This window comes from Nocardioides dokdonensis FR1436, from assembly GCF_001653335.1.
Taxonomy (GTDB): Bacteria; Actinomycetota; Actinomycetes; order Propionibacteriales; family Nocardioidaceae; genus Nocardioides; species Nocardioides dokdonensis.
Genome location: NZ_CP015079.1, coordinates 4,222,862 through 4,246,810, shown reverse-complemented (window position 1 = coordinate 4,246,810; position 23,949 = coordinate 4,222,862). Strand labels below are relative to the sequence as shown.

Genomic DNA, 23,949 nt, shown 5'->3' with positions numbered 1-23,949 from the left:
CTCACCTCGAGCTTCCGAGTAGGACGATCAGGGACACGACGACGAGCACCAGCAGCAGGAGGCCCACCTGCTGGAGGTAGTAGTGGTGCAGCTGGCCGGTGCCCGACGTACGCCGCACGGCGCGCCCGACCCGAGCCAGGGCGCCGGCCATGCTGTGGACCGCACGGTCGACCCCGACGTCGGCTCGGTCGCTGGCGTGGGCGGCGTCCAGCCCCGCCGTCCCGACGCCGTCCACGGCCCGGGCCAGGAAGCGGTCGTCGGCGCGGGCGGCGCCGCGGGCCAGACGCAGCGCGGCCACGGCGGCTCCGTGCACGGCGGGGGCCAGCACCCGGTCGTCGAGGCGCGCTGCGCCCTCGGCCAAGCGCAGGGTCGGTCGCACCACCAGCAGGTGCACCGCGGGCTCCAGGTGCAACCAGGCGCGCAGGAGAGCGACCAGCCCCCCGGGCCGGCGCCGGGTGCCGCCTCCGGCCCGGACGAGCACGACGGTGAGGACCGCGACGAGCACGACCAGCACCGACGAGCCGATGAGCTCGACGAGGGACGGCTCGGCGGGGACCCGTCCGGGCAGCCGCTCGAGGACCGGCGGCAGCGCCAGCACCCCCAGCGCCACCGCCCCGACGCCGAGCGGGGCGAGGGCCACCGGCACGAGTGTCGCGACCGAACCGCTCGCCACCTCCTCGCGGTCCTCGGGCGCCGGCAGCCTCTCCGGGGGAGCCGGCGGGCCGACCAGGTGCACGAGCGCGACCACGGCGTAGGCCACCGCGAGGACGGTCGCCGCCAGGCCGGCGGCGTACAGCGCGGGCGACTGCTCGAGCGCGCCGGCCAGCACGGCGTCCTTGGTGCCCCACAGCGACAACGGCGGCAGCCCGGAGAGCGCGAGCAGCGCGGCGACGGCCAGGGCGCCCAGGGCCGGCCACCGACGCGCCGCGCCGGAGAGCACGTCGAGCCGCTTGCTGCCCAGCGCCTCGAGCCAGGCACCGGCCGCGAGGAAGAGCAGCGCCTTGACCGCGGCGTGCGCGACCAGGTGGGCGGTGCCGGCGGCGGTGGCCCCGACGCCGGCGGCGAGCACCACGAAGCCCAGCTGAGCACTCGTGGAGGCGGCCAGCAGCAGCTTGAGGTCGGTCTGGGTGACGGCGACGCCGCCGAGCACGACCGCGGTGCTCACCCCGATCCACGCCGTGGTCGGCCCGGCCCAGCCGGTGGCGGACAGCAACGGGGAGAGGCGCAGCAGCAGGTAGCCACCCAGGGCGACCATCGCCGCCGAGTGCAGCAGTGCGGAGACCGGGCTGGGCCCGTCCATCGCCCGGGCCAGCCAGAACGAGAAGGGCAGCTGCGCCGCCTTGCCGAGCGCGGCGACCAGGACGCCTGCCGCGGCGACGTCGCGCCAGCCGCCGTCGATGCCGGCCAGGGCGTCCAGCGACAGGTCGGTGCCGCCGGCCAGCGCGGCCGCGGTCGCGAGGTAGAGCCCCAGGTCGGCGGCGCGGGTGGTGAGGAAGGCGGTGGCCCCCGAGGCGACCCGGTGCGGGTCGGTGTAGCGGTAGCCGATCAGGGCGTACGACGCCGCGCCCATCAGCTCCCAGCCCACCAGGAGGCCCGGCAGGCTGGTGCTCAGCACCGTCAGCACGGCCGCGGCGGTGAAGAGCAGCATCAACCCGGTGAAGCGCGGCTGGCGGGTCTCGGCGGCGGCGCCGGCCACGACCAGCACCAGGGTGACCACCACCAGCACGGTGGGCAGCAGCAGGACCGCCGGCCCGGCCGCCTCGAGGCCCCAGCGCGACCCGGCGACGAACCCGACGCCGACCTCGGCGCCGGCCAGGACCGCCGGCACCGACGCGAGGGCTGCGAGGCCCAGGGTGGCCACGCCCGTCCACGCCGTCGACCGGTGCGGGAGGCTGCCGCGCTCGGCGAGGACGAGCAGGGCGCCGACGAGCGCCGGCGCCACGACGACGAGGACGAGGAGCAGATCCGGGGCGCTCACTCGCGCAGCTCCGTGGCCATGTCGGTCATGTCGTGCCCGGCGCGCCGGTGCAGCAGCGTGGCGATGGCGAACCCGGTCGCCATCTCGACGGTCATGGCCGCCAGCACGACGAGCAGCAGCACCTGGCCCGACGGGTCGGGGGAGAGGAACCACCAGAACCCGCCGAGCGCCAGCAGCACGCCGGCGATCATCAGCTCCAGGCCCATCATCACCATCACGACGACCTGCTGGGACAGGGCGCCGTAGACGCCCACCGCCAGTAGGGCCGAGGCGACGAGGAGGACCGTCTCGAGGCTCACCCGCGCACCCCCGTCCGACCGGTCGGTGGGTCGGTGGGCGGCTGGTCGAGGTCGTCGCCCATCCGGTCGTAGCGGGTGCGGGCGCTCGAGAGCAGCACCCCCACGACGATCGTGGCCACCATCACCGGCCCCACGACCATCATCACGAGCATGTGGCTCTCCATGATCGCGGTGCCCAGCGCCTCGGTGACGTCCGGCGCAGGCGCACCGCGGCGCTCGGGCCACGGCACCAGCACCGCGCCGCTTCCCAGCACCACGAACGTCGCGACCGCGACGCCGATGGCCGCGCGGTGGGAGTGCACCATGCTCATCGGCATCAGCGCCGGGTTCATGCCCATGAACATCACCATGTAGACCGCCATCACGGCCATCTCCATCACCATCATCAGCACCACGACGACCCCGAGGTAGGACTGCTGCATCAGCAGCAGTGCGCCCCCCGTGGCGATGAACGACGTCGCCAGCGCGTACGTCGCCCGCGCCATGGAGTCGACCACGAAGACCAGCACTCCGGTCGCGACGGCGATCAGGGAGCACGCCCAGAACGCGACGTCGACCAGCCATCCGGCATCACCCATCACCGATCACCTCCCCACCACGACGACGGCCACGACCAGGTCCTGCACGACCACCAGCGGCAGCCAGACGGTCCACAGCGGCTCCATCAGCCGGTGCACGCGCAGCACCGGCAACCGACCGGCCACGAAGGCCAGCGCGACGGTCAGCGCCAGCGCCTTGACCAGCACCCACACCGCGCCGGGCAGCCACGGTCCTGCGCCACCGCCGAGGAAGAGCGGGACCGCGACCGCGGCCCCCGCGCCCAGCAGTGCGTAGCGCCCCGCGTTCACGACCAGCAGGTCGGGGCCCGACAGCTCGGCGAGCACCCCGCCCCCGACCTCGGGGCCGGCCGGTGCCGAGAGCGGTCCGAGGACGGCGAAGCCGAGGACCCCCAGCAGGTAGGCCGCGAAGGCCACCGGCATCCAGACGGCGTACCAGAGGGGGCTCTGGGCCTGGGCGACCACGGCGAGGTCGAGGCTGCCGGCCGCCAGCGCGGGCGCGACCAGGGCGAACATCAGCGGCAGCTCGTAGGCCAGCGCCAGGGCGAGGAAGCGGTAGCCGCCCACCAGACCGACGACCGAGTTGGCGCCCCAGCCCAGCAGCCAGACCAGCGCCCAGACCACGATGTCGAGGGTGTTGGCCCAGACCACGCCGAGCGAGCCGGGCAGCAGCGTCGAGCCGCCCCAGGGCACGAGCGCGACGAGCAGGACCGCCACGAGCAGCAGCGACCAGCCGCTCGAGCGCCACAGCAACGTGTCCGCGGCCAGGGTGGTGCGGCGTCGCTGCCGCAGCAGCCGCGCCGACTCGCGGGGGGCGTGCAGCAGCGCGTCGGCGGCCCCGCGGCCGCCGGCGACGGCGTACGACGCGCTGGCCGTCCAGGCCAGCACGAACGTGGCCAGCAGCACACCGGCCGAGCCGGCCAGGGCGGGCACGGTCTCAGTCACGACCGGCCTCCTCGGACAGGGGAGCAAGGTGGATCAGCGGGGCGTGGGCGGCGACCAGGAGACGGACGTCGCCGAGGTCGTGACCCTCCAGCAGGGAGGCCAGGGCGCGGTCGTCGAGCCGGTGCGCCGTCGTGTCGATCCGCCCGTCCAGGAGGCGCCCGAGGACGTCCGAGGCGGAGGACGGGAGCACGTGCGCCCGGGAGAGCCGGCCCAGGTGAGCCCGCACGCGTCGCTGGTCGACGCTGCTCGCGCCGTCGAGGAGAGCGTCCCGCACGGCCCGGGAGCGCCTGGCCCACGTCTCGTCGCCGACCAGGGCGAGCACGGTCGCCACCGCGTCCCAGACCGCTGCATCGGACCCGACCCCGTCGACGAGGTCGGGCCGGCGGAGCACCTCGACCTGCGCCACGACGTCGCCGTGCAAGCGGGTGCTCAGCGCGAGCCCGCCCGGCCACCGGTCGAGCAGTGGGCCGAGCGGGTGGGCGAGCACGTCCATCTCGAGGCCGTCGCGGTCCTCGTCGCCCTCGGCGAGCGCGATCCCGCCCGGGGCCATCTCCATGTCGCCGTGGTCCATGTCGCCGTGGTCCATGTCGCCGTGGTCCATGTCGCCGTGGTCCATGTCGCCGTGGTCCATGTCGCCGTGGTCCATGTCGCCGTGGTCCATGTCCCCGTGGTCCATGTCCCCGTGGTCCATGTCCCCGTGGTCCATGTCCCCGTGGTCCATGTCGCCGTGGTCGGTGTCCGGCTCGATCCAGCCGCTCGCGGCGTCGTGGCCGCGCTGCTGAGCCTCGGCACGTTGCCGCGGGTCGTCCCGGAGGTCGGCCAGCACCGCGTCCACCGTCGAGGCGACGTCCGGGGGCCTGCGCACGCAGGCGCGGGCCCGCGGGCCCGGCAGCTGCGACCAGAGCAGCTCGACGGCGTCGGTCAGCGGGTCCGGCACGGCGCCGGCGAGGAGCAGCACGTCGGCGCTCGCCACCGAGCCGCCCATCTGCCAGCCGCGGGCGTCGAGCTCGGCCTCCACGGCCATCCGCACCCGGGCGCCCCCGGGCATCTCCACGACCAGGACCCGCGGTCGGCTGGTCGCGGCGCGCGCCACGAGACTCCTCAGGCCCATCGGAAGGCCCCCTCCCGGCGGGCCCAGGCGACGGCGGCCAGCAGGACCGCGAGGAAGCCGAACATCTCGACGACCGCGCCGGGGCCCAGGTCCTCGACCACGACGGCCCAGGGGTACATGAAGAGCATCTCGACGTCGAAGGCGAGGAAGACGACGCTGGCGGCGTACCAGCGCGCGTGGAAGCGGGAGAGCGCGTGCTGCTGCGGCACCCGGCCCGAGGCCTGCGGCAGCACGAGCAGCGGCGCGGGGTCCACGACGAGGGCGCGGTGCAGCGCGGTCAGGGTGAGCAGCGCGAGGCAGACGAGCGCGACGAGCGTCAGCAGCTGCAGCACCCTCGCTCCTCCATCCGCTCGTCCGTACGATGGTGCGGACGACGTTATCGAAGGAGCAGCATGAGCGTCCACACCCATCCGGTCGACCAGGAGGCGGTGCGCCGGGCCCAGGCGCGGCTGCCCGACCCGGCACGCACCGCCGACGTGACCAGCGTGCTGACGCTGATCGCGGACCCGACCCGGATGCGGCTGCTCTTCGCCCTCGATGCCGCCGAGGAGCTGTGCGTGGGCGACCTCGCGCTGGCGCTCGAGGTCAGTGAGGACGCAGCCAGCTACGGCCTGCGGATGCTGCGCACGGCCGGTCTGGTGCGGCGTCGACGCCAGGGACGGATGGTCTTCTACCGGTTGGCGGAGGGCTTCCCGGAGCCGCTGCGCCAGCACTGCCTGCTGCGCCTGGGAGAGATGGGCGCCCACTCCGAGGAGGGCTCATGACCCAGCAGCCCCGCGTGACTCGCCGACGTGCGCTGCGCATCGGGGGCGTCGGCCTGGTGGCCGCGGGTGCCGGCGCTGCCGGCTGGTGGCGGTTCGGGCCCGAGTCGGTCCTCGACGCCCGGTCGGGCGCCGCTGCGGTGGAGCCACCGGTGCTGCGCAGCGAGTCCGGCGTCCTGGCGGTCCGGTTGGAGGCCGCTCGCGGCGACCGCCAGGTGGCCGGGCGCTCGGTCACCGCCCTCGGCTACAACGACGGGCTGCCGGGGCCGACGTTGCGCGTGCGGCCGGGGGACACCCTGCGCATCGAGCTGGTCAACGGGCTCGACGAGCCCACCAACCTCCACGTGCACGGCCTCCACGTCTCGCCCGAGGGCAACGGCGACAACGTCTTCGTCGCCGTGCAGCCGGGGGAGTCGTTCGACTACGAGCACCGGCTCCCGGACGACCACCCGCCCGGGGTGTTCTGGTACCACCCCCACCACCACGGCAACGTCGCCGACCAGGTCTTCGGCGGCCTGTACGGCGCCATCGTGGTCGAGGACCCCGAGACCCCCGGTGCGGCCACGGTCGAGGTGGCGCGGGAGCGGGTGCTGGTCGTCTCCGACATCAGCCTCGACGAGTCCGGCGCACTGAAGGACCCCTCGATGCCCGACAAGATGATGGGTCGCGAGGGCGAGCTGGTGCTGGTCAACGGCCAGGTGGCCCCCGTCCTCGAGGCGCGCCCGGGTGAGCGGGAGCGGTGGCGGGTCGTCAACGCCTGCGTCTCGCGCTACCTCGCGCTGGATCTCGGCGCCCAGCAGGTCGACCTGGTCGCGCGCGACCTCGGTCCGCTCGAGCCGCCCGCGGCCGGAGGAGCGCTGGTGCTCGCTCCGGGCAACCGTGCCGACATCGTGCTGACGACGGTCTCGGGCACCACCACCGTGCGCGCGGACCCCGTCGACCGCGGCGAGAGCGAGATGGGTGGGATGGGCGGCATGATGGGCGGGGGCGCGTCCTCGTCGTCAGGTGCGGTGGACCTGCTCAGGCTCGAGGTGGCCGGGACGGAGGTCCCCGCGGGGGCTCCGCTGCCTGCGCGGCGTGCCGCCCGGGACCTGCGCGGACGAGAGCCCGCGCGGCGTCGTGAGCTCGTGTTCCAGACCGGGATGGGGATGGGCGGGATGAGCTTCACCTTCGGAGGCCAGGAGTTCGACCCCGACCGGACCGACCAGGAGGTCGAGGTCGGGGCCGTGGAGGACTGGACCATCCGCAACGACAGCTCGATGGACCACCCCTTCCACCTCCACGTGTGGCCGATGCAGGTGCTCGACGCCGGCGAGGGGCTGGTGGACGCCCCGGTGTGGCGCGACGTGGTCAACGTCCCGGCGCGTGGAGCGGTGACGGTCCGGGTGGCCTTCGACCAGCCCGGCCGCACCGTCTACCACTGTCACATCCTCGACCACGAGGACGACGGCATGATGGGCGTCGTCCGGGTGGGGTGAGGCCCGAGCCTCAGGCGTCGGCCTGGGCGGCCGCCTCGGCCTTGGCCTTCTCCACGTCGAGCGCGCGCACGGCCTCGATCAGCTCGGCGAGCGCCGGAGCCGGCAGGGCGCCGGGCTGGGCGAAGACGAGGTTGCCGTCCTTGAACGCCATCAGGGTCGGGATCGAGGTGATGTTCGCCGCGGCGGCCAGGCTCTGCTCGGCCTCGGTGTCGATCTTGGCGAAGACGATGTCGGTGTTCTCCGCCGACGCCGTCTCGTAGACGGGGGCGAACTGGCGGCACGGGCCGCACCAGGAGGCCCAGAAGTCGACGAGGACGATCTCGTTGCTGGAGATGGTGGTCTCGAACGTCTCGGCGGTCAGGTCGGTGGTGGCCATCGGGTGGTCTCCTTGTCAGTCGGAAGTCTGATCCCCGTGGGGGGATACCTTCCCAACCGGTCGGACGTCCTCGTTGTTCCCTACGTACGACGACGTCGGGTGCTCGTCGTCCGTGGGGCGGGTCGCGCGGCGCAGCGCCACGCCCAGTGCGACGACCACGACCCCGGCGGGCAGCACCCAGACGGGGATCGCGGCGGCCCACTCGGTGACGGCCTGCTGGGCGGCGAACTCGAGGTCGACGGTGTCGAACCCGAGGAAGCCGGTGATGCCGGCCGTGCCGTCGAAGCGCAGGAACAGCACGCCGATCGCGATGAAGAGCACCCCGGCGACCAGCGACGTGGTGTGCACGGTGACCGGTCCGACGTGAAGGGTCCGACCGCGCAGCCAGCGGCGGCTGCCCAGGTCGTACCGGTCCCACAGGACGGCGAGCACGAGCAGCGGCGCGGCCATGCCGAGGGCGTAGACCGCGAGCAGCAGTCCGCCCTGCCACGGGGAGCCGGACGTGGCGGCCACGGTGAGGATGGCGCCCAGCACCGGCCCGGAGCAGAAGCCGGCGAGGCCGTAGACCGCCCCGAGCACGAGCGTGGAGGCCCAGCCGCTGCCGGTGCGGGTGCCCGCCCAGGACTGCAGCCGCGCCGAGAAGGGCATCGCGAAGCCGCGCCCCACGAGCTGCAGCACACCCATCGCGATGATCGTCCAGCCCGCCACCGCGATCAGCGTCGTGCGGTGGCCGTAGAACAGCTCGGAGGCGAAGCCGGCGCCGGTGCCCAGCGGCACCAGCGTCAGCAGGAGCCCCACGTAGAAGACCGTGGTCCGGGCCACCAGTGCTCGGGCGTCGGCGAACGCGTAGGCGAAGAACGAGGGCAGCAGCAGGGCGCTGCACGGGGACAGCAGTGCCAAGACCCCGGCCGCGAAGGCCGCGACGAGGCCGATCTCGGTCATCGGGCCGCGTCCGCGGCGTCCTCGATGACCTGCTCGAAGGTGGCCGTCGGCTGGGCGCCGATCACCGGCTGGCCGTTGATGATGAACGCGGGGGTGCCGGTCACCCCGATCTGCTGGCCCTCGGCGAAGTCGGCCTCCACGGCCTGCTGGGCGTCGGGGCTTGACATGTCGCGGCGGAAGTCCGCGACGTCGAGGCCGATGTCGCGCGCGATGTCGTCGAGGAAGTCCTGGTCGATGGCGCCGCTGTTGGGGGAGGGCTGGTCGGCGTAGAGCGCCTCGTGGAACTCCCAGAACTTGTCCTGCGCCGCGGCCGCGCGACCGGCCAGCGCCGCGGTGGTCGACTCCTGGCCCAGGTAGGGGAAGTCGCGCCACTCGATGCGCAGCGTGCCGTCCTCGACGTACTTCTCGTGCAGCACCGGCTCGGTGTCCCGGGCGAACTTGCCGCAGAACGGGCACTGGAACTCCGAGTAGTTGACCATCACCACCGGGGCGTCCTTGTCGCCCACCGCCATCGGGTCGTCGGCCTCACGCCGCGCCAGCTGGGCGAGCGGGTCGTCGGCGGGCGGGGCCGAGCTGGGGTCGGCGGCGCTCGCCGCGGGGGAGCTCGGCCCGTCGGTCTTGTCGGGGGCGTCGGCGCCTGTGGTGCCGACGAGCACGGCCACGAGGGCGGCGGCCGCGACCGCGGCGACGGCCAGGGGGAGCAGGGGGCTCTTGCGCTTCTCAGTCACGAGGGTCTCCAGGGCTGGGGTGGGGGACGGTCTGGCTGACGGTCTGGCCGACCGTCTGGGGGATCGGGTTGGTGGTGGGCACCGCGCAGCTGACCTGGTCGAGCAGGCGGCGGCGCAGCGCCCACGCCAGCAGGGCGACGGCGAGCAGCTGCAGCACGGGTTGCACGGGCTCGAACCACGTCAGCGCGCCGGCGCTGCCGAGGGCGACCAGCACCAGCTTGTTGCACACCGGGCAGCCGACGGCGAAGAAGGTCAGCGCGCCGCCGATCCAGCCGCCGCGACCGGCCACGTCGGTCTCGCGCGGCGGGGCCGCGACGTACGTCGCCACGAGCAGACCGGCCAGCGCCGACGAGACCAGCAGGGCGGGCCAGGCCCACCAGGTCGGCGGGATCTCGCGGCCGAAGAGTGGGGTGTCGACGAGGTCGGTGGGGATGGCCACCGCCAGGGCGAAGGCGGTCCCGGATAGGGCGGCCACGGCCCAGCGCCGCGGCGAGAAGCCGCGCAGCGCGGTCCAGCTGGTCATGCACCCACCGCCACGGGATGGCCGTGGGTGCGCCACTCGAGCATCCCGTCCTCGAGCCGGCGGGCCTCGACCCCGGACGCGGCCAGGATGCGCACCGCGTCGTGCGCCAGCACGCAGAACGCGCCGCGGCAGTAGGCGATGACCGGGCCCCGCGTGTGCAGGTCGCTCACCTGCGCGGCCAGGTCCTCCAGCGGCACGCTGCGGGCGCCGGGGACGTGCCCGGCCAGGTACTCCTCGACCGGGCGCACGTCGATGACGTCGGCCGAGCCCTCGTCGAGAGCGGCGGTCAGCTCGGAGCGGGTCACGAGGCCGACCTCCTGGGAGCCGGGCACGTCGAGATAGGCCTCCAGGGCGCGACCGACGTCGGCCGATCGCTCCCGCCCCACGGTGCGCAGGGCGTCGTACAGGGCCGCGACGTCGTCGCCGGCGAGCCGGTAGTGCACCCGGGTGCCCTCGCGGCGGGTGCTGACCAGGTTGGCCAGCTTGAGGACCTGCAGGTGGGCAGACACGGTCGTGACGCCCATGCCGGCGGTGCGAGCCAGGGCGTCGACGGTCCGCTCGCCCTGCGCCAGCAGGTCGACGAGCTCGAGCCGTCGGGGGCTGGCGAAGGCCTTGCCCACCACGCCGAGCTGGTCGAACAGGGTGCTGCGCCGGTCGTCCATCGCTCCTCCATCGTCATCTTCCATAGAACTGTGGAAGACCGTACCCGGTGGCGAAAACGGCCGTGGGCCGGCGGGAGGACTTCCTCCCGCCGGCCCACGGCCGGTGTGTCTGCTGCGCTCCTCGGGCGCCGGTCAGCGACCGACGGGCGCGGCCTCGCGTGGCTCGAAGGCGCAACCGGACTGCAGGCCGGCCTTGCGCAGCACCATCGCGGCCGGGCAGAACCCGGTGAGGCTGGACTGGATCTGGTTCAGCCCGACGAAGGCGGTCAGCAGCAACCACCAGGGCGAGACCAGTGCCACCAGGACGGCGCTGAGCAGCGTCATCCCGCCGGCGAATATCATCACGGCGCGGTCGAGGTTCATGACGGTCTCCTCCTCAGCGCTTCAACAGGCGGCTGAACCAGCTGCCCTGCGCGCCGTCGGTCCGGGCCTTGTCCTGGCCCTTGGCCTTGGCTGCGGCCTGCTCGGCCTGGGAGTGGCCCGAGCACCACTGGCCGGCGGGCACCGACGCCTTGACCTGGGCGACGTGGTTGCCGCACCCGGCCCAGGTGGTCTTCTTGCAGATCTTGCAGGTGGTGGGGCGGCACATGGCTGCCTCCTCTCCGCGGCGTACGCCGCGTGGTCGTGTGGTGGGGTCGAGACGGGATCAGTCGTGAGCGAACGTGATGTTCGGCAGCACCTTGCTCAGCCAGGCCGGGGTGTACCAGGCGGCCTTGCCGGTCAGGCGCAGCATCACCGGGAGCAGCACCAGCCGGACCAGGAAGGCGTCCAGCAGCACCGCGATGCCCAGCACCACGCCCATCTCCTTGGGCGGGATCGGACCCGACAGGGCGAAGGTGAAGAACACCGCGACCATCACCGCGCCGGCGGCGAAGATCACCCGCCCGGAGTGGGCCAGCGAACCGACCATCGCGTCCTTCGGGTCGCCGCTGCGCTCGTAGTGCTCCTTGGCCGAGGCCAGCAGGAACACCGTGTAGTCCATCGCGATCGCGAAGATCATCGCGAAGAAGAACACCGGGGCCCAGGCGTCCAGGAAGCCCTGCGGCTCGAAGCCGAGCAGGTCGGAGCCGTAGCCCTCCTGGAAGATCAGGCGGGCCACACCGAAGGCGGCGGCGGTCGAGAGCAGGCTGGCCAGGGTGCCCAGCAGCGAGATGAGCGGCGCCTGCAGCGCGAAGAGCAGCAGCAGGAAGCCGAGCACCATCACGACGCCGATGACCAGCGGCGTGGACTCGTCGAGCTGGGCCTTCAGGTCGAGGTTCTCGACCGCGGCGCCGCCGACGAGTGCGGACTCGGGGAGATCGGCGCGCAGCCGGTCCACGGTGTCACCGAGCTCGGGGTCCGAGGGGTCGACGGTCGGGACCGCCTGGATGAGCACCAGGCCGCTGTCGTCCATCGCGGGCATCGGGGGCATGGCCCCGGCGATGCCGCTGTCGGCCGTCAGGGTCGCGGTGGTCGCCTCGGCGTCGGCCTTGTCGGTGACCACCTGGAGGGTCCCGGGGGCACCCTCGCCGAAGGAGTCCTGCACGAGGTCGTAGCCGATGCGCGCCGAGGAGTCCTCGGGCAGCACCTTGATCGAGGGCATCGCGGTCTTCAGGCCCATGATCGGAGCGGCGAGGGCCAGGAGGATGACCAGCGAGGCCAGGCCCCACACGACGGGACGCTTCCACAGGCGCTCGCCCCAGGCCTCGAAGCGCGGCGAGCGGTGCTCACCGGACTTCGCCCACGGCAGGGCGAACTTGTTGATGCGGTCGTCGAGGCTGTACAGCACCAGCGGCAGCAGGGTGAGCGTCGCGCCGAGGACGAACACGACCGAGAGCATGATGCCGCCGGCCATCGAGCGGAACGAGGGGGACGGCACGATCATGACCGCGGACAGCGAGACGAGCACGGTCAGCCCCGAGAGGAGCACGGCCTTGCCGGCGGTGTCCATCGTCTGCGCGATCGCCCACCGCTTGTCGTCGGGACGCGCGGCCCGCGCTGCGCGGTAGCGCACCACCAGGAACAGGGCGTAGTCGATGCCGAGCGCCAGGGCGAACATCATCGCGAAGTTCATCGCCCAGATGGACACCGGGATCAGCTCGTTGATGAGCACCAGCGAGCCGGCGGAGGCCACCAGCCCCGCGAGGGTCAGCAGCAGCGGCAGACCGGCTGCGACCAGGGCACCGAAGGCGAGCACGAGGATCGCCATCGTGACGGGCCACGACATCAGCTCCGAGGTCAGCATCGCCTCGAGGTTGGCCTCGTTGAAGTCCGACCACAGCAGGGAGGAGCCGGTCGGGTTGACCTGGACGGTCTCGGTGGAGAGGTCCTGCAGCTCCTCCTTGATGTCGGTGGCCACCCGGACCATCTCGTTGGTGTCGGCGCCTGCGCCGGCCAGGACGATGGCGGTCGACCCGTCCTGCGACAAGGTGGCGCCGGGCTGCGGCGCGATCACCTCGGCGATGCGCGGCTCGTCCTCCAGGATGGCGGTGACCTCGGCGAGGATGTTCTTGCCCTCGCCCTCGGTGACCGGCCCGTCGTCGGAGTGCACGACGACCTGGATGGCCGACGAGGCGTTGCCGCCGAAGCTGTCCTGGGCGAGCTCGCGCGCGGCCACGGACTCGGAGCCGTTGGCCTGCCAGCCGGCACCCGAGAGGTTCTTCTCGACCTGCGGGGCGAAGATGCCCAGGCCGATGATCAGCAGGACCCACACGATCGCCACGAGCTTGCCGTGCTCGCTGACCCACAGGCCGAGGCGGCCCAGGGGGCCGGCCGTGCGCCGCGCGGCGTCGTCGGGGGGCGACCCTGCCTTGTGATGGGGAGTGGTGGTGGTGCTCATGGGATTCCGTTCTGTGAGTCAGAGCAGGGGAGGGGTGGCACCCGCGTGCCGGGTGGGCGTCAGACCAGCGCAGGGAACGCGCGGGCCGCGGTGTAGACCGCGACGCCCAGGACCAGGAGCGTGAAGGCTCCCTGGAGCTTGTCGGTGTCGATCCGGTCGGCCAGCCGGGCGCCGAGCACGGCCGCGATCGACGAGGCGATCGTCAGGACCAGGACCAGCACCCAGTCGGGGCTGGTGCCGGACCCGGCCCGCACGGCCAGCGCCGAGGCCGAGGTGATCGAGATGACCACCAGGGAGGTGCCGACGGCGTACGTCATCGGCAGGGCGAGGGCCAGCAGCAGCGCCGGTACGACGAGGAAGCCGCCGCCGACGCCGAGGAAGCCGGTCAGCAGTCCCACCGCGGTGGCGGTCACGAGCACCTTGAGCGCTCGTGGGCACGCGCACCGGAAGGTGGGGCTGAAGGAGATGATCGGGTCGTCCAGCCCCGGGCGCTTCTTGTCGGGGTCGGGACGGGTGGGGTCGCCGTGCCCCAGCCGACGCCAGGCCATCAGGGCCCCGACGAGCAGCATGAGCAGGGCGAAGGAGGCCAGCAGCACGTCCTCGCTCACCGCGGCCGAGGCCTTCGCGCCGGCCGCGGCGCCACCGATCGCCACGACGCCGAAGGCGACGCCACGGCCCAGCAGCACGTTCCCGGCCCGGTGGGCGGCGACGGCGCCGGCCACCGAGGTGACGCCGACGACGACCAGGGAACCGGTCGTGGCCTGCGCCGGTGACTGGTCCAACAGGTAGACCAGCACCGGCACGGCCAGGATCGATCCACCGCCGCCGAGCGCGCCCAGGGACAGGCCGATGAGCGCGCCGGCGACGACGGCGAGGACGAAGATCACGCTCAGGCCTCGGGGCCGACCAGGTGCAGCCCGACCGCCTCGGCGTTGTCGAACGAGTCGTCGATCGAGACCAGCGTGCGACCTGCGGCTGCGAGGAAGGAGGCGGCCACCGACGCGCGGTAGCCACCGGCGCAGTGCACCCAGACCTCACCCTCGGGGACCTCGGCGACGCGGCGCGGGATCTCGTGGATCGGGATGTTGACGGCGCCGTCGATCGCGGCCTTCTCGTGCTCGTCGGTGCGACGGACGTCGAGCACGACCACCTGGCGGTGGTGGCGCACCTGCGCCAGGTCGGCGAAGGTGGCGGTCTCGAAGCTGCCGAGGTCGCCGTCGGTCCAGTCCTTCGGACCACCGGTCGCGTGCGCGGCCGGACGGTCGATCCCGATGCGGACGAGCTCGCGCTGCGCCTCGGCGACGTCGTCGGCGCTCTCGCCGAGCAGGGTCACCGGGGTGCCCTCCTCGATGAGCCAGCCCAGGTAGGTCGCGAAGCCGCCGTCCAGCCCGAAGTTCACGGTGCCCGGGGCGTGCCCGGCCGCGAAGGCGGTGCGGTTGCGCAGGTCGACGACCCACTCGCCGGCCTCGATGCGACGGCGCAGCTCGGCGGCGTCGGCGCGCTCGGGCGTGCTGAGGTCGGGCGCGTCGGGGCCTGCGGCGTTGCGAGGGCTCATCTGGGCGTAGTAGGCCGGGTAGGCCCCCAGCCCGTCGAGGAGCTCGCGGACGTAGGTCTCCTCGTCCTGGGTCAGCACCGGGTTCTGCGTCTTCTCCTGGCCGATGGTCGAGGAGGTGGCGTCGGTCTGGGTGGCCGAGCAGAACGAGCCGAAGCCGTGGGTCGGGAAGACCTCGGCCTCGTCGGGCAGCTCCTCGGCCAGCCGGTGCGCCGAGGCGTGCTGGTGGCGCACCAGGGTGTCGGTGTGCTCCTCGCCCATCAGGTCGGGGCGACCGGTGGCACCGAAGAGCAGCGAGCCGCCCGTGAAGACCGCGAACGGCTCGCCGCCGTCGGTGACGGCGTACGAGAGGTGGGTGAAGGTGTGGCCGGGGGTGGCGATGGCGCGCACGCTCATCCGCTCGCTCACCTCGACCGTCTCCTTGTCGGCGATCGGGGTGCGGTCGTAGGAGACGTCGTCCTCGCCGTTGACCAGGTAGGCGGCGCCGGTCTCCTGCGCCAGGGCCAGGCCGCCGGTGAGGTAGTCGTTGTGGATGTGCGTCTCGAAGATGTGCGTCAGGCGCACGCCCTCGGACTCCAGGACCTCGAGCACGCGGTCGATGTCGCGCTGCGGGTCGATGACGATCGCCACCTCGCCGTCGTGCACGACGTAGCTGCGGTCGCCCAGGGTCGGGGTCTCGATGACGCGGACGGTCAGGTCGTTCTTGTGCTCGCTCATGGGGGTCCTCACTTCTCGGTGGGGCGGCCGGCACGGATCCAGGCCGAGGTGCCGCCGGCGACGTTCACGGCGTCGAACCCGGCGCCGCTGAGGAAGTCGGTCATGGCGCCGCTGCGGTTGCCCGAAGCGCAGACCACGTGGACCGTGGCGTCGCGGTCGAGCTCGTCGGTGCGGTTCGGCAGCTGGCCCATCGGGATGTTCACGGCGCCGGGCAGGTGGCCGTCGGCGTACTCCGAGGGCTCCCGGACGTCCACGAAGGTGGCACCTTGGTCGAGTGCCGTGGCGGCCTGGTCGATGTCGATCTCTCGCATGTCCATCTCCTCGCTGACGTGGTCGCCAGGGGCTCGCTTCGAACCCCTGGGGGGATATGTAGGAAACGTAGCACAACCCCCTGGGGGGATGTATAGTCGACGTCGTACGCACCGTGCCACCCCCACTCGGGTGGCGAACCGCGAGAGGACGCCGATGAGCAGCTACACGATCACCACGACCCTGGACCGGCCGTACGACGAGACCGTGGCCGCAGTGCGCGAGCAGCTGGCCGAAGCCGGCTTCGGGATTCTTACCGAGATCGACCTGAAGGAAACCCTGAAGAAGAAGCTCGACGTCGACGTCGTGCCGCAGGTGATCCTCGGTGCCTGCCGTCCGCAGCTCGCCCACCAGGCGCTGCAGGTCGAGCCCTCGATCGCCGCGCTGCTGCCCTGCAACGTCGTGGTGCGTGCGCTCGACGACACCACCACCGTCGTCGAGGCCTTCGACCCCGACGTCATGATGACCGTCGGGCTCGGTGACGCCGACGGCCCTGGCGGCGACGCCATCCGCGCCGTCGCCGCCGACGCTCGCGAGCGGCTCTCGGCCGCCCTCGCCGCACTGGAAGGAACAGCCTGATGGACCTGGAGCCCACTGAGATCAAGGCGATCATCACCCGGATGAAGCGCGCCAACGGCCACCTGGCCAGCGTGATCCGGATGATGGAGGAGGGCTCGGACTGCGAGTCCGTGCTCACCCAGCTCGCCGCCGTGAACAAGGCGCTCTCCCGGGCCGGCTACGCCATCGTGGCCACCGGCCTGCAGCAGTGCCTCACCGCCAGCGACGAGGACCTCGACGGGGTCGACGTCAAGAAGATGGAGAAGCTCTTCCTGGCCCTGGCCTGACGCCGGACGACCTGCCCGGCTCCGCCCGACGCCGGTAGCCTGCGGGGATGACCTCCTTGGTGCTGACCGTCATCGGCGACGACCGGCCCGGGCTGGTCTCGGCGGTGTCCGCGATCGTCGAGGCCCGCGGCGGCAGCTGGCAGCGCAGCCAGATGTCGCGACTGAGCGGCAAGTTCGCCGGCATCGCCCTCGTCGAGGTCCCCGACGCCCAGCGCGACGGGCTCGAGGAGGCGTTGGCCGGCCTCGCCGCCGAGGGCCTCGTGGTCCACGTCGAGGACGCCGGCGGCGACACCGCTCCCGCAGGCCGTGCTCCGGCGTCGTGGCGCCTGCAGCTCGTCGGCCAGGACCGGCACGGCATCGTCGCCGAGATCTCCTCGGCGTTGGCCGCCCGGGGGATCGGGATCGAGGAGCTGCTCACCGACGTCGTCGAGGCGCCGATGGGCGGCGGGATGCTCTTCCACGCCTACGCGCGGCTCACGATGCCTGCCGGCCAGGACGTCGGCGTGCGCGCCGACCTCGAGCGGCTCGCCGACGAGCTGATGGTCGACCTCGACCTCGACCTCGACGTCGACTGAGTCGTCCGGGTCAGCCCGTGTGGTTGGCCAGCCAGGACCGCTCGACGAGCTCGCGGAGCACGTCCTGGTCGAGGTCTTTCCACCGCTTCACGTACAGGCAGCCCTTGCCGGTGGTGTGTGGCCCGAGCCGGTCCAGCAGGTCGCGGTTGCTGTCGTAGTAGGTGAGCCCGTAGAGCGTGAGCGCGGCCTTGCGCGGGGCCAGCCCGAGGGCGAACCACTCGTGCTCCTTGCCGTCGGCGGTCGTGTACCGCTGCCGCCCGAAGCCCACCATCGACGTGCCCCACATGACGGGCTCGACCCCGGTCACGTCGCGCATCATGGCCAGCGCGGCGAGGGCGTCCGCACGCCGACGCTCGTGCTCCACGCCGGCGAGGTAGGCGTCGACGTCCGCAGGGGTGGGTCGGGTCTTGCGGGCACCGGAGTCAGCCATGCCGGCATGCTCGCAGGCCGCGACTACGGTGGGGCCATGGACCCAGCGCTGCACGATGTGGAGCGCCCGACGGGCCTGGGTCGGGGAGCCGTGGTCCGGCTGCTGCTCCTCGCGGCGCTGCTCGTGGCGCTGGTCGTGCTCTGGCGCACCGACCACGTGCCGGACGTCTCCTCGCTGCGGGCCCGCGTGGAGGACGCCGGGGTGTGGGGGCCGGCCGTCTTCGTCGGCGGGTACGCCGCGCTCGCGCTGCTGCCCACGCCCAAGGGGTTGATGACCGCGCTGGGTGCGGTGCTCTTCGGGTTCGTCGCCGGGGCGGCGCTGGCGTGGGCGGCGGCGATGCTGGCCGCGCTCGTGGCCTTCTGGATCAGCCGCCTCCTCGGCCGCGACGCCGTCGACCGCCTGACCGGGGGCCGGTTGGACCGGGTCGACGAGCTGTTCACCCGCCACGGCTTCGCGGCGGTGGTGGCGGTCCGGCTGGTGCCGGTGCTGCCCTACACGGCGATCAACTACGCCTCGGGGCTGGTCTCGGTGGGGGTTGGCGCCTACCTCGCGGGCACTGCCGTCGGGATGGTCCCGGGCAGCCTCGCCTACGCCGCCCTCGGCGCCTTCGGGACCAGCCCGACCCGGTTGTCGATCGGGCTCGCGGGCTTCCTGGCGGTGACGCTCCTGGCCGCCTGGGTCGGGCGGCGGATGCTGCGTGGTCGAACGGGGCAGGGTCCGGACCCCGATCGCGGGGGAGGCGGGGGATGAGCGCGCTGCTCCTGCTCGCGGTCACCGTCCTGGGCTACGCCCTCGTCTCGCAGCGTCTCGCCCTCTCGCCGCTCACCGCCCCGATGGTCTTCACCGGCGTCGGCCTGCTCGCCGGCGCCGCCGGGCTCGTGCACCTCGACCTCGAGGGCGAGGTCGTCACCGTGCTGGTGGAGGTCACCCTGACCCTGGTGCTCTTCACCGACGCCATCCGGATCGATCTGCGCGCGCTGCGCCGCTACGTCGCCCTGCCCGCGCGCCTGCTCGGGGTCGGGCTGCCGCTGACGATCCTCGCCGGCACGGCGGTCGGCGCGCTGCTGCTGCCCGGGCTGGGGCTGGTCGAGGCAGCTCTGCTCGCCGCCGTGCTGGCCCCGACGGACGCCGCGCTGGGGCAGGCGGTGGTCAGCGACCCCCGGCTGCCGGTGCGCATCCGTCAGGCCCTCAACGTCGAGAGCGGCCTCAACGACGGCATCGCCCTGCCCGTGGTCACCGTGCTCCTGGCCGTGGTCGTCGCCGAGGGCGCCGCGGGGGAGGCGGCGTCCGGCTGGTGGAGCCTGGCGCTGAGCCAGGTCGGGTTCGGGGTCGCCGCCGGGCTCGCCGCCGGTCTGCTCGGCGGGTGGCTGCTGGACCGACGAGCCGGCACCGGTGCGGTGCAGGGCGTCTACCGCCAGCTGGCCGCGCTCGCCGTGGTGGCTGCGGCGTACGCCGGGGCGACGCTGGTGGGCGGCAACGGCTTTATCGCGGCGTTCACCGCGGGGATGGCCTTCGGGCACGTCGCGCGCGCCCACTGCAGCGACGTGCAGGACTTCTCCGAGGACGAGGGCGAGCTGCTCACCGTCACCACCTTCCTGGTGTTCGGTGCCGTGCTGGTCGGCCCGGTGCTGGACGAGGTCACCTGGCGCACCGCGGCGTACGCCGTGTGCTCGCTGACGGTCGTCCGGCTGCTGCCCGTGCTGGTGGCGCTCGCACGGTCGGGGACGCTGCTCGAGACCCGGCTGTTCCTCGGCTGGTTCGGTCCGCGCGGGCTGGCCTCGATCCTCTTCGCCCTGCTGGTCGTCGAGGAGACCACCGGGCCGGCGGGGCAGGAGATCTTCGAGGTCGCCTGCCTGACCGTGCTGCTCAGCGTCGTGCTGCACGGGCTGAGCGCCTCGACGTGGGCCGGACGGCTGGCCGCGCGGTTGTCGACGCACCCCGCGCACGCCCTGCCCGAGCGCGGGCACGCGCCGGAGATGCCGACCCGGCGCCGGCTGCACCCCTGAGCTCGGCGGTCACGGCACCGCTGCTGAGTGCTCGCGCAAGCGGGTGCCCGCCTCTATCCTCGACAGACATCTCGGGAGCGGAGAGCACATGCGTGGCGGTCGTCGGGTCCTGGTCGCCGTGGCGGTGCTGCTGATCGGCGGCGCCCTGCCCCCCGCGACGGCCGTCCCGGACGCCCGTGCGGCCCCCGTCCTGACGGGGGCGCCTGACACTGCGGTGCCGTGGGAGCTGGGGACGTCCCAGCCGCGCCCCTTCCGCCTGACCCTGTCAGGGACCGGGGGACCGAGCCGCACGACCGTGAGCGCCACTGGCGACCAGGTGCGGGCCTCGCCGCCGACCCAGACGCTGGACACGTCGGACACCGCCTCGGCCACGGTGGAGCTCACCGCCGACCCCGGCCTGCACACCGTGGTCCTCACGGTGCAGCGCGACACCGGGCCCAGCACCACCCTCACCTACACCGTGTGGGTCCCGGGCGGCGCGCCGCTCGACGGGCACGGCGACCTGACGGGACGACGGTGGGCTGCACCTGACGCGGCGTCGCACTCCGACGGTCGGCGGGACCGCTCGCAGGACGCCGTGTGGTTCCTCGACGACCGCTGGGCGCGCCTGGGGTTCCCGCGGCCAGGGGTGGGCGGCTGCACCGCGGCGACGGCCGGGTGCCTGCGGTACTGGTACGACCCGGGGACCGGGCTGGTGCAGGTCGGCGACGAGGCCATCGGCGTGCTGCGCCCCGAGGGGCCCTACCTCGACGGTCACCTGCCTCGGGGCGACGACTGGGAGGACGGCATGGCCACCTACGACCAGCCGCTGGGCTGGTGGCGGGCCGGACGGCGGGTGGAGGGCCGCTGGCGCTGGCACGACGGCGACGAGCTCTCCGGGTCACTGCAGGCGCTCACCCTGGTGCTGCACCGCGACGCCCGGTTCGTGGTGCGCCGTTCCCGGGACGCCGGGAGCGTGGTGCAGCGGGGTCGCTACACCCTGGGCCGGTCCGGGGCGCTCCGGCTCTCGCGGGGCCCGGGTCCGCGGGCGCTGACCCTGTCGGCCTGCCTCGACACCAGCGGCGCAGGAGGATCAGGGGGCGCCGGCAGCAAGGGGGAGGGGTGCGTCGTGCTCGCGCACCCCGGCCTGGACCGTCTCGAGGGGGGCGTGCTCGACCCGGTGCCCAGGTCGCGCTGACCCGTCGCGGACGTTGCGCGGGGGCGCCGCGGCGTACGGTCGCCGTGCAGGAACGCGGACGGCGCGGTGAGGGTGGGATCAGCCGGTCGTGAGCGCGCGCAGGCCCACCGTGTCGAGCACGGTGATGCGGCCCCGGCCCAGCCCGACGAGGCCCCGGGCGGCGAGGTCGCCGAGCACCTTGGTCGTGGTCTCGCGGGAGGTGCCCACCAGCGCCGCGAGCTGCTCGTGCGTCACCTGGACGACGAGGCTCCGGCCCAGGGTGCGCTGGGTGGCCAGGGTCAGCAGCGTCTCCGCGACGCGCTGCGGGACGCTCTTGAACACCGCGTCGGAGAGCCGCTGCTCGAGCGCGGCGAGCCGGCGACCCAGGGTCTCTGAGATCCGGCTGGCGATGCGGGGGTCGGCGAGCAGGAGCCGGTGCACGTCGGCGCGGTTCATCACGCACACGGTGACCTCGTCCAGCGCCTCGGCGTAGTTGTCGTGCATCGACTGGCCCACGACCACCATCTCGCCGAAGATCGTGCCGGGCGCGAGGATCGCGGTCGTCAGCGCGCGGCCGTCCGCGGAGAGCCGGAAGATCCGGACCCGGCCCTGCTTGAGGATGTAGAGCGCCTCGCTGTGCTGCTGCGGGCTGTGCAGCAGCTCGCCCGGGGCGAAGGAGCGCATCGGTGCCGCCGCGGCGATCGGCGCCATCTCGCTCTCGGCGAGGTCGGCGAAGATGTCGACCTCGCTCATGCACCACAGGCGGTCCGGGTCGGGCACCGGGCCGGACGTCGGGTCGGAGGAGCTCATCGGGGGCAGGCTCCTCTCGGTCTCCCGGACCAGCGGTGACCACGGTCGTGGAGCCGAGGCCACCAGCGCCGCGGGGTCGGTGCCGACCGCGCACGCGGTGTGGCGGGTTGTCATCGTCCCAGGCGTGCCATCAGGCGACAAGCGCGCTGAGCTTGTCGGGGAAGTCATGCACTCATCGGGTGTTGCAACGCCTGACAAGTGCATGAGTCCCCGGCCGACCGGGGACTCATGCAGCGGCGATACGGTCACGGCGCGACGAGGGTGGTGTCGGGCTGGAAGGCCACCCAGGAGAACCAGAACGTGTCGAGGTGGACCACCGGGCGCAGCTGCTCCCCGGCGAGCTCGCCGTCGGTGGCGCGACCGAAGGCGTTCCAGGTCGAGCCGGTGCCGACGTCGCGCACCGTGTCGTCGGGGCCACGTTCGAAGGTCAGCTCGTCGCCGTCCAGACGCGACACGAACGCCGCGACCGTGCCGATCTCCTCACCCTCGGCGATCCGGTCCGCGCCGAGCGCGGAGCGCTGGCCAGGCAGGTGCCACAGGGTCACCGGGCGGGACCCGACCCGCACCGCCGCCGTACCGACGTCGGCGAGCCGGTCGCGCTCCACCGCGACCGCGTCGGCGCCGGTGCCGACGCCGACCACCCGCACCTTGGCGGCGAGCCGGTCGTCGGGCTCGCCGGGCAACGGGAAGATCGGGTCGGAGTCGGGGTCGTCGTAGCCGACGTAGGGATTGCGACCGTAGTCGCGGTCGTGGCCGGTGGTGCGGCTCAGCACCAGGGCGTCGGGGTGCTCCGCGCGGAACTGTGACCAGCCGACGGTCCCCATCGGGATGCTGCGCAGCCGGGTGCCGGTGCGGACGCCGACCGACGCCTGGCCGCTGAGCTGTGGCCACAGGGACTCGGTGGCCCGGTCGAACATGACGAGGTTGTCGGCGTAGAGCAGCCCGGAGACGCCGAAGGTCGTCTCCTCGCCGTCGACGGTGCGCTCGAAGGCGACGCCGGAGTTGCACAGCGGGCAGTAGGTCACCGCGACGGGGACCCCGCCGACGACGTCGTTGGCGATCTCGTGCCAGGTCAGGACCCGCAGCGGGTAGGCGCGGGTCTCCTCGCCGACGGTGAGGCTCAGCACCGGTTCGTCGGCCTCCAGCCAGTCGACGTCCGTGACCTCCTCGTGCTGCGGGTCGTCGATGGCCGGGATCCCGTCCGGGGGCGGTCCTCCCGAGAGCAGGTCGTCGAGGGGGACCAGCGGCTCGGGGAAGGCGGGGTCCCGCAGGTCGTCGAGGGCCGAGCCGCCCGTGCCGGTCTCGGAGCCCGACGCGGACGACGTACCGGCGGCCCCGTCGTCGGCGGTCTCCTCCGTGGCGGAGCAGGCGGTGCCGACCAGCGCGACGCCGAGGACGGCGGCGGCGAGCCGGGTGCGCGTGCGCGTGGGAGCCGTGATCATCGGGTGGCCTCTCTGTCGGAGGTGTCCACCGCGGGTCCGGGGCGGTCGACGTCGGCATCGGACGAGGAACGCGTCCGCGCCCGCAGCCGACCGGCGACCAGGGTGAGGGCGACCAGGGCGGCGACGAGGAGCGCCCAGCCGCCGGGGCCGACCGCGGTCGCGACGTCGACGAGGGCGCGCTGGACCGACGCCGCCGCGAGGATCACGGGGTCGTCCGCGGCGTCGGCGCCCGCGAGGATCCGCAGCTCCCACCAGCCGTAGTAGGCGACGTACGAGCCGGCAGCGACGAGCACCAGCCCGGCGACGCGCGACGCCCAGGCGCCGGTACGCCGCAGCCGCTGCACGGTGGTGGGGGAGGCCAGGGCGGTCGCCACGGCCAGCGCGCCCACGACCGAGCCCATCCCGGCGGCGTAGGCGAGGAACAGCACGGCGCCCTCCAGCACGGAGTCGCTGCGGAAGCCCACGACCACGACGGCCAGGAACGGCGCGATGGTGCAGGACAGCGAGGCGACGGCGTACCCGGCCCCGAAGCCGGTCATCGACCAGAAGGAGCGCTGCAACGGCCGAGCCTGCCGGGGCGCGCCGCGGCGGGGCAGGCGCGGCACCGCGAGGCGCCGCCCGGCCAGCAGCCACCCGCCCAGGAGGACCAGCAGCAGCCCCAGGCCCACCGTGACCCACGGCAGGTGCCGCTGGACCTGTGAGACGACGGGCGCCACCGCCAGCCCGAACGCGAGGAAGACCCCCGAGAAGCCGAGCGTCATCGCCCCGGTGAGGGCCAGGGCCCGCAGGACGGCGCGTCGGCGGTCGGGGGAGTCGTCGCCGGCGACGAGCAGGGAGACGTAGGCCGGCAGCAGTGCGAAGCCGCAGGGGTTGACCGCGGCCAGCATGCCGGCGCCGAGCGCCACGGCGACCAGGCCCTCGGACACGGC

General features: G+C 73.6%; 29 protein-coding genes. 8 read left to right on the top strand and 21 right to left on the bottom strand.

Annotation, left to right across the window (positions count from 1 at the left end; translation table 11 throughout):
• Position 1 precedes the first annotated feature (1 nt).
• The 6 genes from I601_RS19970 to I601_RS19945 are packed head-to-tail and all read right to left on the bottom strand — an operon-like array spanning position 2 to position 5,222.
• Positions 2–1,978 carry a proton-conducting transporter transmembrane domain-containing protein gene (locus I601_RS19970; RefSeq protein WP_068113724.1) on the bottom strand — a complete coding sequence of 659 codons (1,977 nt, stop codon included), beginning with the start codon at positions 1,976–1,978 and terminating at the stop codon, positions 2–4.
• The gene (locus tag I601_RS19965) at positions 1,975–2,277 is read right to left on the bottom strand and encodes an NADH-quinone oxidoreductase subunit NuoK (RefSeq protein WP_068113720.1); all 303 of its coding nucleotides are present in this window, start codon (positions 2,275–2,277) and stop codon (positions 1,975–1,977) included. Before I601_RS19965 ends, I601_RS19970 begins: the two co-directional genes overlap by 4 nt.
• Positions 2,274–2,855 carry an NADH-quinone oxidoreductase subunit J gene (locus tag I601_RS19960; protein WP_068113717.1) on the bottom strand — a complete coding sequence of 194 codons (582 nt, stop codon included), beginning with the start codon at positions 2,853–2,855 and terminating at the stop codon, positions 2,274–2,276. Before I601_RS19960 ends, I601_RS19965 begins: the two co-directional genes overlap by 4 nt.
• A gap of 6 nt (positions 2,856–2,861) precedes the next feature.
• The gene (locus I601_RS19955) at positions 2,862–3,779 is read right to left on the bottom strand and encodes an NADH-quinone oxidoreductase subunit H (protein WP_068113714.1); all 918 of its coding nucleotides are present in this window, start codon (positions 3,777–3,779) and stop codon (positions 2,862–2,864) included.
• On the bottom strand, positions 3,772–4,890 hold the full coding sequence (locus I601_RS19950) for a hypothetical protein (protein WP_157520356.1): 1,119 nt from the start codon (positions 4,888–4,890) through the stop codon (positions 3,772–3,774). Before I601_RS19950 ends, I601_RS19955 begins: the two co-directional genes overlap by 8 nt.
• The gene (locus I601_RS19945) at positions 4,881–5,222 is read right to left on the bottom strand and encodes an NADH-quinone oxidoreductase subunit A (protein WP_068113704.1); all 342 of its coding nucleotides are present in this window, start codon (positions 5,220–5,222) and stop codon (positions 4,881–4,883) included. The genes I601_RS19950 and I601_RS19945 overlap by 10 nt, the downstream gene beginning before the upstream one ends.
• Positions 5,223–5,282: 60 nt before the next feature.
• On the opposite strand from I601_RS19945, the gene I601_RS19940 reads away from it, so the two are divergent.
• Positions 5,283–5,654 (top strand): ArsR/SmtB family transcription factor, encoded by a 372-nt coding sequence (locus tag I601_RS19940; protein ID WP_068113701.1) that lies wholly within the window; start codon positions 5,283–5,285, stop codon positions 5,652–5,654.
• Positions 5,651–7,129 carry a multicopper oxidase family protein gene (locus I601_RS19935; protein ID WP_068113695.1) on the top strand — a complete coding sequence of 493 codons (1,479 nt, stop codon included), beginning with the start codon at positions 5,651–5,653 and terminating at the stop codon, positions 7,127–7,129. Before I601_RS19940 ends, I601_RS19935 begins: the two co-directional genes overlap by 4 nt.
• A gap of 10 nt (positions 7,130–7,139) precedes the next feature.
• On the opposite strand, the gene trxA is transcribed toward I601_RS19935, so the two are convergent.
• The 11 genes from trxA to I601_RS19880 all read right to left on the bottom strand — a co-directional run bounded on the left by trxA (position 7,140) and on the right by I601_RS19880 (position 15,758).
• On the bottom strand, positions 7,140–7,505 hold the full coding sequence (gene trxA, locus I601_RS19930; protein ID WP_068113694.1) for a thioredoxin: 366 nt from the start codon (positions 7,503–7,505) through the stop codon (positions 7,140–7,142).
• 15 nt (positions 7,506–7,520) lie between these two features.
• Entirely contained in the window at positions 7,521–8,447 is a 927-nt protein-coding gene (locus tag I601_RS19925) for a cytochrome c biogenesis CcdA family protein (protein WP_068113693.1), read from the bottom strand.
• Positions 8,444–9,175: a DsbA family protein gene (locus I601_RS19920; protein ID WP_068113692.1), complete on the bottom strand. Its 732-nt coding sequence runs from the start codon at positions 9,173–9,175 to the stop codon at positions 8,444–8,446. The genes I601_RS19925 and I601_RS19920 overlap by 4 nt, the downstream gene beginning before the upstream one ends.
• A complete protein-coding gene (locus I601_RS19915; RefSeq protein WP_218917711.1) occupies positions 9,168–9,698 on the bottom strand; it encodes a hypothetical protein in 531 nt (176 codons plus the stop codon). The genes I601_RS19920 and I601_RS19915 overlap by 8 nt, the downstream gene beginning before the upstream one ends.
• A complete protein-coding gene (locus I601_RS19910; RefSeq protein WP_068113691.1) occupies positions 9,695–10,360 on the bottom strand; it encodes an ArsR/SmtB family transcription factor in 666 nt (221 codons plus the stop codon). Before I601_RS19910 ends, I601_RS19915 begins: the two co-directional genes overlap by 4 nt.
• 132 nt (positions 10,361–10,492) lie before the next feature.
• On the bottom strand, positions 10,493–10,723 hold the full coding sequence (locus I601_RS19905; protein ID WP_068113688.1) for a YgaP family membrane protein: 231 nt from the start codon (positions 10,721–10,723) through the stop codon (positions 10,493–10,495).
• 13 nt (positions 10,724–10,736) lie between these two features.
• On the bottom strand, positions 10,737–10,949 hold the full coding sequence (locus tag I601_RS19900) for a hypothetical protein (RefSeq protein ID WP_068113685.1): 213 nt from the start codon (positions 10,947–10,949) through the stop codon (positions 10,737–10,739).
• A gap of 57 nt (positions 10,950–11,006) precedes the next feature.
• On the bottom strand, positions 11,007–13,178 hold the full coding sequence (locus I601_RS19895; protein WP_068113679.1) for an MMPL family transporter: 2,172 nt from the start codon (positions 13,176–13,178) through the stop codon (positions 11,007–11,009).
• A gap of 59 nt (positions 13,179–13,237) precedes the next feature.
• On the bottom strand, positions 13,238–14,065 hold the full coding sequence (locus tag I601_RS19890; RefSeq protein WP_068113676.1) for a sulfite exporter TauE/SafE family protein: 828 nt from the start codon (positions 14,063–14,065) through the stop codon (positions 13,238–13,240).
• 2 nt (positions 14,066–14,067) lie between these two features.
• The gene (locus I601_RS19885; RefSeq protein WP_068113673.1) at positions 14,068–15,447 is read right to left on the bottom strand and encodes an MBL fold metallo-hydrolase; all 1,380 of its coding nucleotides are present in this window, start codon (positions 15,445–15,447) and stop codon (positions 14,068–14,070) included.
• Positions 15,448–15,455: 8 nt separating this feature from the next.
• Positions 15,456–15,758, bottom strand: a complete 303-nt coding sequence (locus I601_RS19880) for a rhodanese-like domain-containing protein (RefSeq protein ID WP_068113670.1) — start codon at positions 15,756–15,758, stop codon at positions 15,456–15,458.
• Positions 15,759–15,912: 154 nt separating this feature from the next.
• Between I601_RS19880 and I601_RS19875 the strand changes: the two genes are divergently transcribed.
• The 3 genes from I601_RS19875 to I601_RS19865 are packed head-to-tail and all read left to right on the top strand — an operon-like array spanning position 15,913 to position 17,176.
• Positions 15,913–16,335 (top strand): DUF302 domain-containing protein, encoded by a 423-nt coding sequence (locus I601_RS19875; protein WP_068113667.1) that lies wholly within the window; start codon positions 15,913–15,915, stop codon positions 16,333–16,335.
• Complete coding sequence (locus I601_RS19870) at positions 16,335–16,601, top strand: metal-sensitive transcriptional regulator (protein WP_068113664.1); 267 nt, start codon at positions 16,335–16,337, stop codon at positions 16,599–16,601. Before I601_RS19875 ends, I601_RS19870 begins: the two co-directional genes overlap by 1 nt.
• 47 nt (positions 16,602–16,648) lie before the next feature.
• Positions 16,649–17,176 (top strand): glycine cleavage system transcriptional repressor, encoded by a 528-nt coding sequence (locus tag I601_RS19865; RefSeq protein ID WP_068113661.1) that lies wholly within the window; start codon positions 16,649–16,651, stop codon positions 17,174–17,176.
• Between the two features lie 10 nt (positions 17,177–17,186).
• Here the strand turns inward: I601_RS19865 and I601_RS19860 are convergent, their stop codons facing one another.
• Entirely contained in the window at positions 17,187–17,606 is a 420-nt protein-coding gene (locus tag I601_RS19860) for a DUF1801 domain-containing protein (RefSeq protein ID WP_068113658.1), read from the bottom strand.
• Between the two features lie 36 nt (positions 17,607–17,642).
• On the opposite strand from I601_RS19860, the gene I601_RS19855 reads away from it, so the two are divergent.
• The 3 genes from I601_RS19855 to I601_RS19845 all read left to right on the top strand — a co-directional run bounded on the left by I601_RS19855 (position 17,643) and on the right by I601_RS19845 (position 20,789).
• Positions 17,643–18,356 (top strand): TVP38/TMEM64 family protein, encoded by a 714-nt coding sequence (locus tag I601_RS19855; RefSeq protein WP_169834728.1) that lies wholly within the window; start codon positions 17,643–17,645, stop codon positions 18,354–18,356.
• Entirely contained in the window at positions 18,353–19,612 is a 1,260-nt protein-coding gene (locus I601_RS19850) for a cation:proton antiporter domain-containing protein (RefSeq protein ID WP_068113652.1), read from the top strand. The genes I601_RS19855 and I601_RS19850 overlap by 4 nt, the downstream gene beginning before the upstream one ends.
• An 88-nt stretch (positions 19,613–19,700) precedes the next feature.
• Positions 19,701–20,789, top strand: a complete 1,089-nt coding sequence (locus I601_RS19845; RefSeq protein WP_068113644.1) for a hypothetical protein — start codon at positions 19,701–19,703, stop codon at positions 20,787–20,789.
• Positions 20,790–20,867: 78 nt separating this feature from the next.
• Here the strand turns inward: I601_RS19845 and I601_RS19840 are convergent, their stop codons facing one another.
• The 3 genes from I601_RS19840 to I601_RS19830 form a co-directional block, all read right to left on the bottom strand.
• Positions 20,868–21,692 (bottom strand): Crp/Fnr family transcriptional regulator, encoded by an 825-nt coding sequence (locus I601_RS19840; protein ID WP_084527875.1) that lies wholly within the window; start codon positions 21,690–21,692, stop codon positions 20,868–20,870.
• 131 nt (positions 21,693–21,823) lie between these two features.
• Positions 21,824–23,020: a DUF3179 domain-containing protein gene (locus tag I601_RS19835; protein ID WP_068113640.1), complete on the bottom strand. Its 1,197-nt coding sequence runs from the start codon at positions 23,018–23,020 to the stop codon at positions 21,824–21,826.
• Positions 23,017–23,946: a cytochrome c biogenesis CcdA family protein gene (locus I601_RS19830; RefSeq protein WP_218917710.1), complete on the bottom strand. Its 930-nt coding sequence runs from the start codon at positions 23,944–23,946 to the stop codon at positions 23,017–23,019. The genes I601_RS19835 and I601_RS19830 overlap by 4 nt, the downstream gene beginning before the upstream one ends.
• Between the last annotated feature and the right edge of the window lie 3 nt (positions 23,947–23,949).